This window comes from Gordonia sp. QH-12 (assembly GCF_001578675.1).
Lineage (GTDB): Bacteria > Actinomycetota > Actinomycetes > Mycobacteriales > Mycobacteriaceae > Gordonia > Gordonia sihwensis.
Genome location: NZ_KQ969286.1, coordinates 197677 through 213298, shown reverse-complemented (window position 1 = coordinate 213298; position 15622 = coordinate 197677). Strand labels below are relative to the sequence as shown.

The 15622-nt window shown below is 70.1% G+C and carries 14 protein-coding genes and 2 pseudogenes; 9 read left to right on the top strand and 7 right to left on the bottom strand.

The window, feature by feature from the left end; translation table 11 throughout:
* Both Y710_RS06795 and msrB read left to right on the top strand, forming a co-directional pair.
* Positions 1-281 (top strand): annotated as a pseudogene (locus Y710_RS06795) (hypothetical protein); the annotation flags it as partial.
* A 17-nt stretch (positions 282-298) separates the two neighbouring features.
* Positions 299-712, top strand: a complete 414-nt coding sequence (msrB, locus tag Y710_RS06790; protein ID WP_006896356.1) for a peptide-methionine (R)-S-oxide reductase MsrB — start codon at positions 299-301, stop codon at positions 710-712.
* 24 nt (positions 713-736) lie between these two features.
* On the opposite strand, the gene hemQ is transcribed toward msrB, so the two are convergent.
* Genes hemQ through hemE form a run of 3 tightly spaced genes read right to left on the bottom strand, consistent with a single transcriptional unit; the run spans position 737 to position 3898 of the window.
* Positions 737-1432, bottom strand: coding sequence for a hydrogen peroxide-dependent heme synthase (gene hemQ / locus Y710_RS06785; protein ID WP_006896355.1), 696 nt, complete (start codon positions 1430-1432; stop codon positions 737-739).
* A gap of 37 nt (positions 1433-1469) precedes the next feature.
* Positions 1470-2873 carry a protoporphyrinogen oxidase gene (hemG, locus tag Y710_RS06780; protein WP_062366876.1) on the bottom strand — a complete coding sequence of 468 codons (1404 nt, stop codon included), beginning with the start codon at positions 2871-2873 and terminating at the stop codon, positions 1470-1472.
* Positions 2870-3898 (bottom strand): uroporphyrinogen decarboxylase, encoded by a 1029-nt coding sequence (hemE, locus tag Y710_RS06775; protein WP_039867371.1) that lies wholly within the window; start codon positions 3896-3898, stop codon positions 2870-2872. The genes hemG and hemE overlap by 4 nt, the downstream gene beginning before the upstream one ends.
* A 224-nt stretch (positions 3899-4122) precedes the next feature.
* Between hemE and Y710_RS06770 the strand changes: the two genes are divergently transcribed.
* The gene (locus tag Y710_RS06770; protein WP_081598103.1) at positions 4123-4764 is read left to right on the top strand and encodes a DUF3000 domain-containing protein; all 642 of its coding nucleotides are present in this window, start codon (positions 4123-4125) and stop codon (positions 4762-4764) included.
* 38 nt (positions 4765-4802) lie between these two features.
* Positions 4803-6038 (top strand): ribonuclease D, encoded by a 1236-nt coding sequence (locus tag Y710_RS06765; protein WP_039867406.1) that lies wholly within the window; start codon positions 4803-4805, stop codon positions 6036-6038.
* Positions 6039-6150: 112 nt separating this feature from the next.
* On the opposite strand, the pseudogene dxs reads toward Y710_RS06765, so the two are convergent.
* From dxs to Y710_RS06750, 3 genes and pseudogenes are all read right to left on the bottom strand, one after another.
* Positions 6151-7998, bottom strand: a pseudogene (gene dxs / locus Y710_RS06760) (1-deoxy-D-xylulose-5-phosphate synthase); the annotation flags it as partial.
* 112 nt (positions 7999-8110) lie between these two features.
* Positions 8111-9397 carry a class I SAM-dependent RNA methyltransferase gene (locus Y710_RS06755; RefSeq protein ID WP_006896349.1) on the bottom strand — a complete coding sequence of 429 codons (1287 nt, stop codon included), beginning with the start codon at positions 9395-9397 and terminating at the stop codon, positions 8111-8113.
* Complete coding sequence (locus Y710_RS06750; RefSeq protein ID WP_051999635.1) at positions 9394-11448, bottom strand: APC family permease; 2055 nt, start codon at positions 11446-11448, stop codon at positions 9394-9396. The genes Y710_RS06755 and Y710_RS06750 overlap by 4 nt, the downstream gene beginning before the upstream one ends.
* Positions 11449-11526: 78 nt before the next feature.
* On the opposite strand from Y710_RS06750, the gene Y710_RS06745 reads away from it, so the two are divergent.
* The 5 genes from Y710_RS06745 (at position 11527) to Y710_RS06725 (ending at position 15112) form a co-directional block, all read left to right on the top strand.
* On the top strand, positions 11527-12189 hold the full coding sequence (locus Y710_RS06745) for a potassium channel family protein (protein WP_039867369.1): 663 nt from the start codon (positions 11527-11529) through the stop codon (positions 12187-12189).
* A 2-nt stretch (positions 12190-12191) separates the two neighbouring features.
* Positions 12192-12854 (top strand): potassium channel family protein, encoded by a 663-nt coding sequence (locus Y710_RS06740; RefSeq protein WP_045540236.1) that lies wholly within the window; start codon positions 12192-12194, stop codon positions 12852-12854.
* Between the two features lie 132 nt (positions 12855-12986).
* Positions 12987-13490: an RrF2 family transcriptional regulator gene (locus Y710_RS06735; protein ID WP_006896345.1), complete on the top strand. Its 504-nt coding sequence runs from the start codon at positions 12987-12989 to the stop codon at positions 13488-13490.
* 10 nt (positions 13491-13500) lie between these two features.
* The gene (locus Y710_RS06730; RefSeq protein ID WP_006896344.1) at positions 13501-14661 is read left to right on the top strand and encodes a globin domain-containing protein; all 1161 of its coding nucleotides are present in this window, start codon (positions 13501-13503) and stop codon (positions 14659-14661) included.
* 10 nt (positions 14662-14671) lie between these two features.
* Positions 14672-15112, top strand: a complete 441-nt coding sequence (locus Y710_RS06725) for a hypothetical protein (RefSeq protein ID WP_006896343.1) — start codon at positions 14672-14674, stop codon at positions 15110-15112.
* An 82-nt stretch (positions 15113-15194) separates the two neighbouring features.
* Here Y710_RS06725 and Y710_RS06720 read toward each other — a convergent pair whose 3' ends face one another.
* A complete protein-coding gene (locus tag Y710_RS06720) occupies positions 15195-15569 on the bottom strand; it encodes an OB-fold nucleic acid binding domain-containing protein (RefSeq protein WP_006896342.1) in 375 nt (124 codons plus the stop codon).
* Positions 15570-15622 lie beyond the last annotated feature (53 nt).

Genomic DNA, 15622 nt, shown 5'->3' with positions numbered 1-15622 from the left:
TGTCACCTATCCGTGCAGCAGCCCCGAACTGGCCGGCCTGGCTGGGCGTGTACGGCTGCATGACCTTCGACGTCTTCGACTCGAAGAAATGGGAACCGTTCGGCCGGTACCTCGAATACAACAAGGTTCCGCTCGGCTGGTCGCTGCTGATGATCTCGGTGTTCTGCGTGCTGCTGTTCCGCTACCTCGACCTGCGTGAAGCGGATGCGACCGGCGGCTCCGTCGACGGGGGCTCCAGCGACGGCGGCTCGGTCCACGACGGGCCCGTCCCCGCCGCCTGAGCGGTACCCTGGACGGCATGACCGACCAGCCTGCCGACCTGTCCCAGCTCACCGACGAGCAGTGGCGTGAACGCCTCACTCCGCAGGAGTTCCACGTGCTGCGCGAAGCCGGCACCGAGCGGCCCTTCGTCGGTGAGTACACCGACAAGACCGATGTCGGCGTCTACCGTTGCCGCGCCTGCGGCGCCGAACTGTTCCGGAGTACGACGAAGTTCGAGTCGCACTGCGGATGGCCGTCGTTCTTCTCCCCGCTCGCCGGCGACCGGATCATCGAGCGCGTCGACGACTCGCTGGGAATGACGCGGACCGAGGTGCTGTGCGCCAACTGCCACAGCCACCTCGGTCACGTCTTCGCCGGCGAGGGCTACGACACCCCGACCGATCTGCGCTATTGCATCAACTCCATCAGCCTCACCTTCGAGGCCGAGTGAACCCTGCCCGGCGCGCGGGCCCGATCAGGGCAGCGAGCGGGCCAGCTTGGCGGCGTCCACGCGCGGTCCGGTGAAGAACGGGATCTCCACGCGCACGTGGCGGCGCGCCTCGGTGGCGCGCAGGTCGCGCATCAGGTCGACGATCCGATGCAGTTCCGGCGCCTCGAAGGCCAGGATCCACTCGTAGTCGCCGAGCGCGAACGCCGGGACCGTGTTGGCCCGCACGTCCTTGTAGTCGCGCGCCTCCTTGCCGTGATCGGCGAGCATCTTGCGCCGGTCGGCGTCGGGCAGCAGGTACCAGTCGTACGACCGCACGAAGGGGTACACGCAGATGTACGCACCGGGCTCCTCGCCCGCGAGGAACGCCGGGATGTGGCTCTTGTTGAACTCCGCCGGACGGTGCAGCGCCGAGCCGCTCCAGAACGGGTCGGACGCCCGGCCCAGGACGGTGCTCCGGCGGAAGGTCGAGTAGGCGTCCTGCAACTGCTCGATGGTCTCCGCGTGCCACCAGAACATGAAGTCGGCGTCGCCGCGCATACCGGCGATGTCGTAGATGCCGCGCACCACCACGCCCTTGTCGGCGACCTCGGCGAGGAAACGCTCGAGATCGGCGGCCACCTCGTCACGGTCCGCCGGCAGCTCGCCCGCCCGGACCTTGAAGACCGAGAACATCAGGTATCGGATGGTTGCATTCAGTTCGGCGTAATCCAGGCGACTCATGCCTCCATCGTGCCACCGGCCCGACTCGGGCGGAACGTCAGGTCCGCAGGTCGGCGGTGATTTCTCCCACGGCCGCCTCCGCGGTGCCGATGCAGGCGGGCACTCCGACTCCGGCGTAACCGGACCCGGCGACCCCGATCCGGGAGGGCAGTCCGGCCACCGCCTCGCGGACTCGGGCGAGATGCCCCGGTGCGTAGTGCGGCAGTCCGTGCGGCCAGCGCTGCACCACCGCGTCGGCGACCTGGGGCGCGGGCAGTCCGGCGGCGGCGAAGACCGTGCCGAGGTCGGCGACCGCGGCGTCGACGAGTTCGGTGTCGCTCGCCGTCACCGGGTCGCCGAGCCGTCCGAACGAGGTCCGCAGCGTCCGCACGTCACCGTGTCGCAGATGCGGCCACTTCTGGCTGCTCAGCGTGATCGCCTTCAGCCGGAGGCCGGCGTCGGTCGCGACCAGCACACCGGAATGCTCGGGCAGCGGGGTCGCGGCGGGCACCGCGAGAGCCACGACGGCCGAGCCCGCGGGTGCGACCTCGCCGAACACCGCGGCCGCGGCCGGAGCCGCCTCCGACAGGAGGCGGGCGGCCGTCCAGATCGGAACGGCGACGATCACCGCGTCGTACTCCACCGCCCGGGGCTCACCCGAACCGGCGACCAGCACCGCGGCGCCGTCGGCGATCGGCCGCAGCCCGACCACCTCGGTACCGAGTCTCAGATCGGCGCCCGCGGCCTCGACGAGCGCGGACACCAGTTCCCGATATCCGCCGGCGAGCGCGCCGAACACCGGGCCCGTTCCCCCAGCGCCGGCGTCGAGCACGGTCCGAACGGCGGCGCTCAGCGACGCAGCGCCCGCGTCGAGAGCGCGAGCCAGTGCGGGCACGGCTTCGCGCAGTCCGAGCTGGTCGGCAAGCGCCGAGTACACGCCGCCGAGCATCGGGTCCACCCCGCGCGCCACCACCGACCGTCCGTACCGCTCACCCACCAGCTCCCCCACCGACGGATCGGCTCCGGGAGTCCACTCCAGCGGAGTCCGCTCCTCGGCCGCCATCCTCTCCAGGTCGTCGGCGGCCGCGAGATCCGCGAACGGTGCCGGACCCGCCGGGATGCCCATCAGAGCCGGGGCCGGGAGGTCGTGCAGCGCTCCCCCGGACCAGATCGCCGGCCGCATCGGTCCCGGGGCCACCACGCGGTCGGCCAGACCCAGTTCGGTCACCAGCGCCAGGGCTTCGGGACGGCGCACGATGAACGCCTCGGCGCCGACGTCCACCGCGGTACCGCCGACGGTGCGGGTGCACAGCAGGCCGCCCGGCCGGTCAGCCGCGTCGTAGACGTCGATCCGCGCCTGTGCTCCGAGCTCGCGCCGCAGGCGGTGGGCGGCGGTCAGACCGGATACACCGGCCCCGATCACCGCGACCCGGTTCCGGTCCCCCGACCGCCCGCCGGTCACAGCGAGTGAATGAGCTCGACCGCGCGCGTCACCACGCCGGCGTCGGTGTTCGGCAGGACGCCGTGCCCGAGATTGAAGATGTGTCCCGGGGCACCCGCGTCGACGGCTCGCCGTCCGGCCGCCACCACTCGATCGATCTCGCGCTCGAGGACCGCGTCGTCGCCGGCCAGCAGAACCGTCGGATCGAGGTTGCCCTGGACCGCGACGCGGTGCCCGACGCGGGCCGCGGCCTCGTCGAGCGGGATGCGCCAGTCGACGCCGATGACGTCGGCGCCCACGTCGGTCATCGAGCCGAGGATCTCTCCGGTGCCGACACCGAAGTGGATGCGCGGCACCCCGTACTCGGCGACCTCCGCCATCACTCGAGACGAGTGCGGCGCCACGAACTCCTCGTACGCTGCCTTCGACAGCGTTCCCGCCCAGGAGTCGAACAGTTGAACGGCGTCGACGCCGGCGTCGAGCTGGGCGCGCAGGAAGGCGATGGTGATGTCGGTGAGCCGCCCCATCAGCGAATGCCACAGCTCCGGCTCAGCCAACATCATCGCCTTGGTGTGCTCGTAGGTGCGGCTGGGTCCGCCCTCGATCAGATACGAGGCGAGGGTGAACGGTGCACCCGCGAAGCCGATCAGGGACTTCTCGTCGGCCAGTTCACCGAGGATCATGCCGATGGCCGCGGTCACGGCGCCGACCGAAGCGGGGTCCAGGCGTGGGATCGACGCCACATCACGCGCGGTCCGGATCGGCGAGGCGATGACCGGGCCCGTCCCGGCCACGATGTCCAGGTCGATCCCCGCAGCGCGCAGCGGGACCACGATGTCGGAGAACAGGATCGCCGCGTCGGTGTCGTGCCTGCGCACCGGCTGCATGGTGATCTCGGCCACCAGTTCCGGGTCGAAGCAGGATTCGAGCATCCCGCGCCCGGCACGGATCTCGCGATACTCCGGCAGTGAACGCCCCGCCTGGCGCATGAACCACACGGGTCGGCGAGAAGGGGTGCCGCCCGTGGCGGCGGCGATCAACGGCATCCGGCCCGGCGAACGTCGGCCTCGAATCGAAGTCATACGGACAACTCTGCCATCATTGCCCGCGCCCGCCACCATCCGCGCACCGCCCGCGGCCTCCCTGTGCTCCGTCCGGGTGATATGCCGCACCCGTACCGGCGCCGGCGCGTGAGGCCGCTCACTTATCGTCGTTTCAGCTTGCGGCGCGCCTCCGCCAACTGGCAGGAGCGGGGGCCTAACCTGACGCCGTGACCACTTCTGGAGCCCCGAGCGAGCCCGCCGAATTCCGTGATGCGGTGGCTTCGCTCCACGACGCCGCCGTGCGCCGCGAGATCGAGATCGGCTCGATCCGCCCGCCGCAGCGCCTGGCGCCGTACAGCTACGCCCTCGGCGTCGAGGTCAGCCCGCCCGAGTCCGGCGATCCCGCGCTGGTCGCCGACGATTCCTCCGGCAGTGCCTTCGGCAGACTCGTCTTGCTGTACGACCCCGCAGGCCAGGAGGCGTGGAACGGAACCTTCCGGCTCGTCGCCTTCATTCAGGCCGAGGTGGAGGCCGCCCTCGCAGCCGATCCGCTGCTGCCGCAGGTGGCGTGGACGTGGCTGTCGGAGGCGCTCGGCGTCCCCGACGGCGCCACCGAATCCGATCCCCCGCTCGGGTCCGACGTACCGATGGTTCGGGCTCTCGGCGGCACGGTCACCGCCACCACGTCTGTGCGATACGGCGACATCGCCGGCCCCCCGCAGGCGCACCAGCTCGAACTCCGCGCGTCGTGGACGGCCACCAGTCCCCGGCTCGCCGCGCATCTCGAGGCGTTCTGCGAGGTCCTCGCCTCGGCCGCGGGGCTGCCGCCGGCCGGGGTGACCGCGCTCGGCCCGGTCCAGTCCTCGTGACCGAAGCCTCGACCGGTTCGACCGGCGAACAGCCGCGGGTGGAACCGCGGGCCCAGCCCGAGCCAGCCGTCGCGCCCGACGTCACGCCACTCACTTCGCCGCGCGAGGGAGTCCCGCCGGTGCTCGCCACCGGGGACGAGTTCGCCGAAGCCGCACGCCGGCTGCGCGACGGCTCGGGCCCCATCGCGGTCGACACCGAGCGCGCCAGCGGCTACCGCTATTCGCAGCGCGCTTATCTGATCCAGCTCAGACGCGCCGGATCGGGCAGCTTTCTGATCGATCCGATCGCGCACCCGGATGCACTGGAGCCGATCATCGACGCCCTCGACGGGCCCGAGTGGATCCTGCACGCCGCCGACCAGGACCTGCCCTGCCTGCGCGAGCTCGGCTTCCGGACCGAGTCGTTGTTCGACACGGAGCTGGCGGGCCGGCTCCTCGACTTCCCGAAGGTCAATCTTGCGGCGATGGTCGCCGAATTCCTGCACCTCGGTCTCGCGAAAGGTCACGGCGCGGCCGACTGGTCGCGCCGACCGCTGCCGGCGGACTGGCTCAATTACGCGGCCCTGGACGTCGAGGTCCTCATCGAACTGCGCAACGCCGTCGCCGGCGCGCTGGACGAACGCGGCCGCGGCGAATGGGCGGCTCAGGAGTTCGCCCACGTTCTCCGGCGGCCGCCCGCGCCGCCGCGCACCGACCGCTGGCGGCGGACGTCGAACATCCACAACCTGCGCACTCAGCGCCAACTCGCGGTGGTGCGCGAGCTCTGGACGGCGCGGGAGGAGATCGCGCAGCGCCGGGACATCGCGCCGGGCCGGGTGCTTCCCGACTCGGCCATCGTCACCGCGGCCACGGCGAATCCGACCGATACCGCGGCCCTGGCCAGCCTCCCGGTGTTCGGCGGACCGCGCCAGCGGCGTCAGGCCGACCGCTGGATGCGCGCCATCCGGAAGGCCCAGCAACTGCCCGAGTCGGACCTGCCTGCCAAGAAGACTCCGCAGGTGGGACCGCCTCCCTACAACCGGTGGGAGCAGCGCAATCCGGAGGCCGCGGCCCGCGCCGGCGCCGTGCGTCCGGTGGTCCGGGCGATCGCCGAGGAGGTCGGCGTTCCGCAGGAGAACCTGATCTCCCCCGACCTGCTGCGCAACCTCTGCTGGGAGGGTCTGGGCCCGAGCGCCGGCGCCGACGAGTGGCTCGCCGAGCGCGGTGCCCGACCGTGGCAGCGGGCCCTGGTGGCCGCACCGATCGACGCGGCCCTGGACGCGATCCGGCCCTGAGCCGGCTCTGCGTCTACCCGCTCGCGGTGGTGACGGGCGCGTTCAGTTCCACCGGCTCCTCTGGCCCCACCAGGGACACGTACCCGGATCCGGTCGCGATCGAGTCGGCGATCACCGAGTCGGCGATCCCTGCGGGAGTGAGCCCGCAGTCGGCGAGGATCGCCTCGCGCGAAGCGTGTGCGATGAACTCCTGAGGCACTCCCCGACGATGGACGGGAACGTCGACGCCCGCCTGCTCCAGCGCCGACTCCACCGCGCTTCCGACACCGCCGCGCACGCCGCCGTCCTCGATGGTCACCACCGAGGTGTGCGTGCGGGCCAGGTCGGCGATCGATGCGGGGACGGGCAGCGCCCAGCGCGGGTCGACCACGGTGGCGGGAATACCGCGGGCGGCCAGGAGTTCCGCCGCCCCGATGCCGATCTCCGCCATTCCGCCGACGGCGACGATGAGGACCCCGCCCGGCTCGGCGGCCTCCACGAGAACGTCGACGCCGTCGCCGAGCCGCCGTACCGCCGGAATGTCGTCGGGCACGCGGCCCTTGCCGAAGCGCACCGCCGAGGGACCGTCGCCGATATCGAGGGCCTCGGCGAGTTCCTCGCGCAGCCGGACGGCGTCGCGCGGAGCTGCCACGCGCATCCCCGGAACGATCGCCAGCAGCGACAGGTCCCACATCCCGTGGTGGCTCGGTCCGTCCGGACCGGTGATGCCGGACCTGTCGAGCACCACCGTGACCGGCAGATTGAGCAGCGCGACGTCCATCAGCAGTTGATCGAAGGCACGGTTCAGAAAGGTCGAGTAGATGGCGAGGACCGGATGCATGCCGCCGAGCGCCAACCCGGCCGCCGACGTCATGCCGTGCTGTTCGGCGATCCCGACGTCGAACATCCGCTCCGGGTACCGCTCACCGAACGCGGCGAGCCCGGTGGGACCGGGCATCGCGGCGGTGATCGCCACCACCTCGGGTCGGCGGGCGGCCTCGCGCACGAGCGTCTCCGAGAACACCGAGGTCCAGTCGACCGGCGATTCGGCGAGCGCCCGGCCGGTGAGCGGGTCGATCTTTCCGGTGGAGTGCATCTGCTCGGCCTCGTCGTTCTCGGCCGGGGCGTAGCCGTTTCCCTTCCGGGTCACGGCGTGAACGATCACCGGACCGCCGAAGGCCTTGGCCCGCCGCAGCGCGGCCTCCATCTCGGCCAGGTCGTGCCCGTCGACCGGGCCGACGTACTTGATCCCGAGGTCGGCGAACATCGCCTGCGGCGAGACCAGGTCCTTGACCCCGCTCTTCATCCCGTGCAGCACCGCGTACGCGGCGTCGCCGACCATCGGGACGCTCTTGAGGGTGCGCCGGCCCGTCTCCAGGAAGCGCTCGTAACCGGGCTGCAGCCGCAGCGCCGAGAGATTGCGTGCCAATCCGCCGATCGTGGGCGCGTACGACCGCCCGTTGTCGTTGACGACGATCACCACCGAGCGGTCGCTGTCGGCGATGTTGTTCAGCGCCTCCCAGCACATGCCGCCCGTGAGCGCGCCGTCACCGACCACCGCGACCACGGTGCGGTCCTCGCCGCGCAGGGCGAAGGCCTTGCTGAGACCGTCGGCGTTCGACAGCGCCGCCGAGGCGTGCGAGGACTCGATCCAGTCGTGCGGGCTCTCGGTGCGGTCCTGGTACCCGGTGAGCCCGCCCTGCTCCCGCAGGGTGTCGAATCGATCCTTGCGCCCGGTGACGATCTTGTGGACGTAGCACTGGTGCCCGGTGTCGAACAGGATCGGGTCGGTCGGCGAGTCGAAGACCCGGTGGATCGCGAGGGTCAGTTCCACCACGCCGAGGTTGGGGCCCAGGTGTCCCCCGGTGGCCGCGACCTTCTGAATCAGGAACTGCCGGATGTCGTCGGCCAGCTCCGCCAGTTCCTCTGGCGAGCACGCACGTACGTCTGCCGGTGAGTCCACCCGATCCAGCACGCCCATCCGTAGTCCTCCTTCGCAGCCGCGACCGCCCGAGCGGCGTCGCATCAGACCCAGTCTACGGACTCGGGGTCTGAGCCCGGGATCACAGGACGCCGCAGGGTCACCGAGCCCCTCACCGCGTGAGAACGGCGACCGCCTCGATGTGATGGGTCAGCGGGAAGGCGTCGAAGGCCCGCCAGCCGCGCACCCGGTATCCGTGGACCGCGTACCGGCCCAGGTCGCGCGCGAAGGAGGCCGCGTCGCATCCCACGTGCACCACCGCCTCCGGACCCGCGGCGGCGACGCCGTCCACCACCGAGAGTCCGGCCCCGGCACGCGGCGGGTCGCTGACCACCACCTGCGGTGACCGCAGGCCGGCGAGGGTCTCGGCGACGCCGCCCCGATGAGTGGTCACCGGATCGGCGCCGAAGACCGCATCTGCGGCGGCGAGCGCGCTCGGATCGGTGTCGACCAGGTCGACGGATGCGACGTCGAGTCCGCGGCTCGGCCCAGCGTCGATCAGCGCCGCGCTGAAGACGCCCGCCCCGCCGTACAGGTCCCACGCGTGAACCGTCCCCGCGACGCCCGCCTCGGCGAGCAGATCGACCACGGCGGCCGAGTACACCTCGGGAGCGTTGCGATGTGCCTGCCAGAAGCCGGTCACCGGTATCCGCCAACTCCGGTCGCCGACGCGGTGGGTCACCGAACCGTCACCGACCAGCATGCGCAGCTCTCGGTGCGCACTGCGGGCCCCGCGCGATCGCTGGGCCCGGCGTCGGGCGGCGTCGCCGCGACGGCGTCCGCGCACATCGCCTTCCCGGGGCGCGGCGAGCTCACCCGCATGCCGCACGCCGTCGGTGCCCGCCATCAGCACGATCTCCGTCCCCGGCCGGGCACCGAGGCCGTCCACCTGCTCGAGCAGTCCCGCGACGGGTGCGACGCACGGCTCGGTGACGATCTCGGCCGACCGGCGTCCACGCAGGCCCGCCCGCCCGTCTCGGCCCACCGCGAGCCGCGTCCGGATCCGCCAGCCGGTGGACGCTCCGCCGAGCGGCTCCACGTCCGGGGGCGGCAGTTCGTCGAGGTCGAATCGGCCGATCCGGCGGAGGACGTCGGCGAGGGCGTCCGCGCCCAGCCTCCTCGCGTACGCCGGCTCGACGAAGGCGAGATCGCAGCAGCCGGCGCCGGCCGCCGCGGCCGGACAGCGAGGGACCACGCGATGCTCGGACGGGGTGAGGACTTCCTCCACCGCCGCCTTGGCGTAGCTGCTGCGCGAGTCGTCGGTGATCCGGGCGCGTACCCGCTCGCCGGGCAGGGCGCCGTCGACGAAGACCACGCGACCGTCCGACCGCGCGATGCCGGCGCCGCCGTTGGCGTACGCGGTGACCTCGAGGGTGAGCGGGCCGCCGGGGCGGCTCATCGGGTTCCGCCGTCCGAGGGGGAACCGGATCCGGGCCGCGGTTGCTCGTTGGCCGAGAACCCCCGGCGGGCGTCGCCGGGTGCGTGGTAATTGTGCTCCGCCCGCCGGGCCCGGTTCTCCGAGGAGTTCAGCTGCCACGGAACGGAGGTCACCATCACCCCGGGCTCGAACAGCAGGCGGCTCTTGAGGCGCAGTGCGGACTGGTTGTGCAGGATCTGCTCCCACCAGTGTCCGACCACGTATTCGGGGATGAAGACGGTGATGACGTCGCGCGGCGACTCGCGTCGCACGCGCCGCACGTAGTTGATGATCGGACGCGTGATCTCGCGGTAGGGCGACGCCAGCACCTTGAGCGGCACCGTGATGTCGCTCTCCTCCCACTCGCTGACGAGAGTGCGAGTGTCACGGTCGTCGACGTTGACGGTCACCGCCTCGATGGTGTCGGGGCGCGTCGCCCGGGCGTAGCGCAGCGCGCGCCGCGTCGGCAGGTGCAGCGTGGACACCAGGATCACGGCGTGGCTGCGGCTCGGCAGCACCTCGTCGGACTGGTCGGTGGCCTCGAGCTCCTCGACGATCCCCGAGTAGTGGCGGTGAATCAGCTTCATCAGGCAGAACAGCACCACCATCGCCAGAATCGCCATCCACGCGCCGGCGGTGAACTTGGTCAGCAGCACCACCACCAGCACCGTCCCGGTCATCACCATGCCGATCGCGTTGATGACGCGCGAGCGCCGCATCCGCGAGCGCGCATCGGGATCGCTCTCGGTCTTGAGGTGGCGGGTCCAGTGCCGGACCATGCCGGTCTGACTGAGGGTGAAGGAGACGAAGACGCCGACGATGTACAGCTGGATCAGCGACGTGACCTCGGCCCCGAAGGCGACGACGAAGGCGATCGCGGCCAGTGCCAGGAAGACGATGCCGTTCGAGAACGCCAGGCGGTCGCCGCGGGTGTGCAGCTGACGCGGGAGGTACCGGTCCTGCGCGAGCACCGAGCCGAGCACCGGGAAACCGTTGAACGCGGTGTTGGCCGCGAGCAACAGGATCAGGGCGGTGACGACGGCGATGAAGTAGAAGCCCGGCGGGAAACCACGGAAGACGGCCTCGGCGAGTTGCGCGAGGATCGACTTCTGCTGGTAGCCGTCGGGCAGACCGCTCAGATCCTTCGCCGGATCGAGGACGTACTTCGCGCCGATCTTCTGAGCGAGCATCACGATGCCCAGCAGCAGTGCGATCGAGAAGGAGCCGAGCAGCAGCAGGGTGGTCGCGGCGTTCCTCGACTTCGGCTTCCGGAACGCGGGCACACCGTTGCTGATCGCCTCCACACCGGTCAGCGCGGCGCAGCCGGACGAGAACGACCGCGCGACGAGGAAGGCCATCGCCAGCCCCATCAGGTGCGGTTGTTCGGCGACGATCCCGAATCCCGAGGTCTCGGCCTCGACGGTGTCGCCGAGGATGAAGATCTTCACCGCTCCCCACCCGAGCATCAACAGCACGCCGACGATGAACGCATACGTCGGAATCGCGAGGACCGCACCGGATTCCTTGATACCGCGCAGGTTCACCGCGGCCAGCAGCGCGATGCCGAGGACGCAGAACCACACCTTGTGCTCGTGCACCAGCGGTACCGCCGAACCGATGTTCTCCGCGGCCGAAGTCACCGACACGGCGACGGTCAGCACATAGTCCACCAGGAGGGCGGACGCGACCGTCAGACCGGCGTTGGAGCCCAGGTTGACGGTGGCCACCTCGTAGTCGCCGCCGCCCGAAGGATAGGCGTGGACATTCTGCCGGTAGCTGGCGACCACCACCACCATGACGGCCGCCACGGCCACCGCCACCCACGGAGCGAGGGTGTACGCGCTGATACCGGCGATCGACAGGACCAGGAAGATCTCCTGCGGGGCGTAGGCCACCGACGACATCGCGTCAGAGGCGAACACCGGCAGCGCGATCCGTTTCGGCAGCAGCGTGTGACCGAGCCGATCACTGCGAAACGGACGCCCGAGGACCAGCCTCTTGGTGGCTACCGACACCTTTGACATCGTGGACACTCCGCAACATTAAGGCCCGAGGTCGCCCTCGCAACACCAGGGTGCGGATTCAATCGCGGCACAGTAACCTCGATCACCGTGCGCGTAATCATCATGGGTTGCGGCCGAGTGGGATCCGCCCTGGCAGGGGCGATGTCCGGACTCGGCCACGACGTCGTCGTCATCGACCGAGACGAGACGGCCTTCCGTCGTCTCGGCGAGGACTTCCGGGGCCGGAGAGTCTGCGGCGTCGGATTCGACCGGGACGTCCTCAAGGACGCAGGCATCGAGGACTGCGACGCCTTCGCCGCGGTGTCCTCGGGCGACAACTCCAACATCATCGCCGCGCGGGTCGCGCGGGAGACCTTCGACGTCGACCGCGTCGTCGCCCGCATCTACGATGCGAAGCGCGCGGCGGTGTACGAGCGTCTCGGCATCCCGACGGTCGCGACCGTCCCGTGGACCACCCAGCGATTCGTCGCCGCCCTCGGCGAGACCTCCAGCACGCCGGTCTGGACCGATCCGTCGGGCTCGGTGGTGATGGCCGTTCTGGACTTCCACGAATCGTGGGTCGGCACCGACGCGGGCAAGTTCCAGGAACTGACCGGTGCGCGGGTCGCGTTCCTGTCGCGGATGGGCAACACCGTGCTGCCCGATCCGCGGACCGTGATTCAGGACGACGACGTGCTCTACGTCGCGACCCTCGCCTCCAATGTCGACAACGCGCGCGCCGTCGCCGGCGCCGAGATGCCCCGGGAGTAACTGTGAAAGTCGCCATCGCCGGAGCCGGGGCCGTCGGCCGGGCCATCGCCCGCGAACTGCTCGTGAACGATCACGACGTGACGCTGTTCGAACGGAACCGCACGCACATCGATCCGGTCGCGGTACCCGGGGCCGACTGGGTGCACGCCGACGCGTGCGAACTGTCGGACCTGGAGCTGGCGCAGCTGCAGACGTACGACGTGATGATCGCGGCCACGGGAGATGACAAGGCGAATCTGGTGGTGAGCCTGCTCGCGACGACGGAGTTCGCCGTGAACCGGGTGGTCGCCCGCGTCAACGATCCGCGCAATGAGTGGCTCTTCAATGAGGACTGGGGCGTCGACGTCGCCGTCTCCACACCGCGGATGCTGGCCTCGCTGGTCGAAGAGGCGGTGACCGTCGGCGATCTGGTGCGAGTGATGACCTTCCGCCAGGGCCAGGCCAACCTCGTCGAGCTGACCCTGCCGAACGACACCCCGCTCGCGGGGAAGGCGGTGCGCCGCCTGCAGCTCCCGCACGACGTCGCGCTGGTGGCGATCATCCGCGGCCGGCGAGTGATCGTGCCCGAGTCGGACGACTCTCTCGAGGGCGGCGACGAGCTGGTGTTCATCGCACCGGAGGAAGCCGAAGAAGAGCTCCACCGGACGATCAAGTCACCCATTTAACTCCTACACGCTGTAGTAGCGGTAGGGACTTTCGTCCCCGGCTCGAAGGCCGAAAATACCTGTTTCCGCAGGTCATGAGAGGTCCGACACATTAATTGGAGTCCCGGGTTCCAATTATGTTCTGATCGATTCATGCAGCTGACACGGTTCACCGACATCGGCCTGCGGGTCGTCATGGCGCTGACCGCCGACCCGGATGCCAGCCACACCTCCAAGCAGATCGCGGCCGATCTGCAGCTGAGCTACACGCACGTGGCCAAGGTGGTCAGTCGACTGGCCGAACTCGGCGTGGTGCACTCGCGCCGCGGCCGCTCCGGCGGCCTGGGCATCACCGAGCTCGGCAGGCGAGCAGGCGTCGGCTGGCTCGCCCGTCATCTCGAGGGCGATGCCGAAGTCGTCGACTGCGAAGGCCCCGCACCGTGTCCCCTGCGCAACGCCTGCCGTCTGCGCCGCGCACTCGCGACCGCCCAGGAGGCGTTCTACACCAGCCTCGATCGGCTCAGCGTCGAAGACCTGATCGCCGATCCGACCGGAGCCCAGCTGCTGACGCTGCTGCCGACTCTCCGGTCCACCGATACCCCGCCGACCACGACCACCGTGGATGCGGCGGCTCCCGATTCAATCGCAGCGAAGTGAGGATAAATCGATGATCTCGTCGGATACGAAACTGGTGCTCGAAGCCACTGTCCCCGTCGTCGAAGCCGCGTTGCCGGAGATCACGCCGCGGTTCTACGACCGGATGTTCACCGCGCGGCCCGAACTGCTCCGCGATCTGTTCAATCGGACCAACCAGGCCACCGGCGGTCAGCCGCAGGTGCTGGCGGGTGCGGTCGCGGCCTTCGCCCGACTGCAGCTCGAGCCCGATGCCGGCCGGATGCGCTTCATCATCGACCGGATCGCCCATAAGCACGCCTCCCTCGGCATCGTCGCCGACCAGTACCCGATCGTCCACGAGCACCTGTTCGCCGCGATCGTCGACGTCCTCGGTGAGGCCGTCACCCCGGAGGTCGCGGCCGCATGGGACGAGCTGTACTGGGAGATGGCACACGTCCTGATCGGCCGGGAGACCGAGCTGTACCGGGCTGCCGGCGTCGAACCCGGCGATGTGTGGAAGTCGGCGCGCGTCGTCGAACGCGAGCAGGTGGCCCCCGACGCCGTGGCCTTCACGCTCGAGAGCCTCGACGGCGAGCCGCTCGGCGCATTCGTCCCCGGTCAGTACATCTCGGTCCAGGCGACGATGGACGACGGCGCGCGGCAGATCCGGCAGTACAGCCTCACCGGGTCGACCTCCGATCCCGCGTGGCACATCAGCGTCAAGCTCGACGGCGAGGTGTCCAGCCATCTGCACGAGCACGTCTTCGAGGGCGATCTCATGACCGTGAGCACGCCCTTCGGCGACCTCACCCTCCCCGAGGGAGACGATCCGCTGCTGCTGGCCTCGGCGGGGATCGGCTGCACCCCGGTGATCGGTCTGCTGAACCACCTGGTCTCCACCGGCGACACCCGTCCGGTCACGGTCCTGCACGCCGACCGCTCGCGCAGCAGGCAGCCGCACCGAGGCGACCTCGCACAGCTCGTCGATCGCCTCCCCCAGGCCGAACTGCTGCAGTGGTACGAGCACGGACTGGCGACCGACGAGGCGACGCGGATCGGGTATATGGATCTCGAGGGCGTCGACATCGCACCCGACACCACCGCGCTCCTGTGCGGACCGTCCGGCTTCCTCGGCGCGATCCGCGACGCCCTGCTGGAGCGGGACGTGCCCGAGGACCGCATCCACTACGAGTCCTTCAGCGTGATGAAGTGAGCGTGATCCGATGACCGTGACCCAGGCCCTGGCGACAGCCGGCTCCTTCATCTGGCTCGGCATGGTGTTCGGCATCTCGTTCATCGAGGCGCCGCTCAAGTTCCAGGCCCCCGGGATCACCATCCCGCTCGGCCTGGGTATCGGCCGCCTCGTGTTCCGCGCGCTGAACGCGGTCGAGGCGCTCTGGGCGATCGCACTGATCGTCGCGGTCGCCGTCGGCGACGACTGGTCGACGGGTACGTTGATCGGACTCGGTGTGGCGGCCGCGGCGCTGATCGTTCAGGTGGCGGCGATCAGGCCGGTGCTCTCCAAGCGCACCGATCTGGTCCTGGCCCACCCGGAGTCGGTTCCCGAACACCGCAGCACGGCGCACTACTGGTATGTCGGATTCGATCTGATCAAGGTCGCGGCGCTGATCACGCTCGGGACCTCGCTGCTGCTGAGCATCTGAAGTACTGCACGACGCGACGCCGGTCTCCACGGAGGCCGGCGTCGTCATGCTCACTCGGTCATGCGCTCACTCGGTCAGGCGCTCACTCGTCGGTGGCGTGCAGTTCGTAATAGGGGTTGTAGATCACCTTCATGCCGTCCGAGTTCGCCACCCGGCCGCGGATCGTCACCCGTCGACCGGGTTCGATGCCCGGGATCCGGTTCCGGCCCATCCACTTGAGGATCACCGTGTCGGTGCCGTCGAAGAACTCCGCGACCACACCGGTCTTGGTGTTGCGCGAACACGTCTCGACCGCGCGGAGCTCGCCGACCATCGTCGCCTCGTCGCCGCGGGCGCAGTCGACCGCGCGCTGCGCACCATGTGCCTGGCACTCGCGCTGGATGCGACCCTCTTCGATCTCGTCGAGATCTTCGGTCAGCATCCGTCCGAGCCGCTTGAGCAGACCCGAATTAGCCATCCCATCCTCCGCGGGGTGTCGCAATCGAACTCACTTGCAAACTCACCATACTA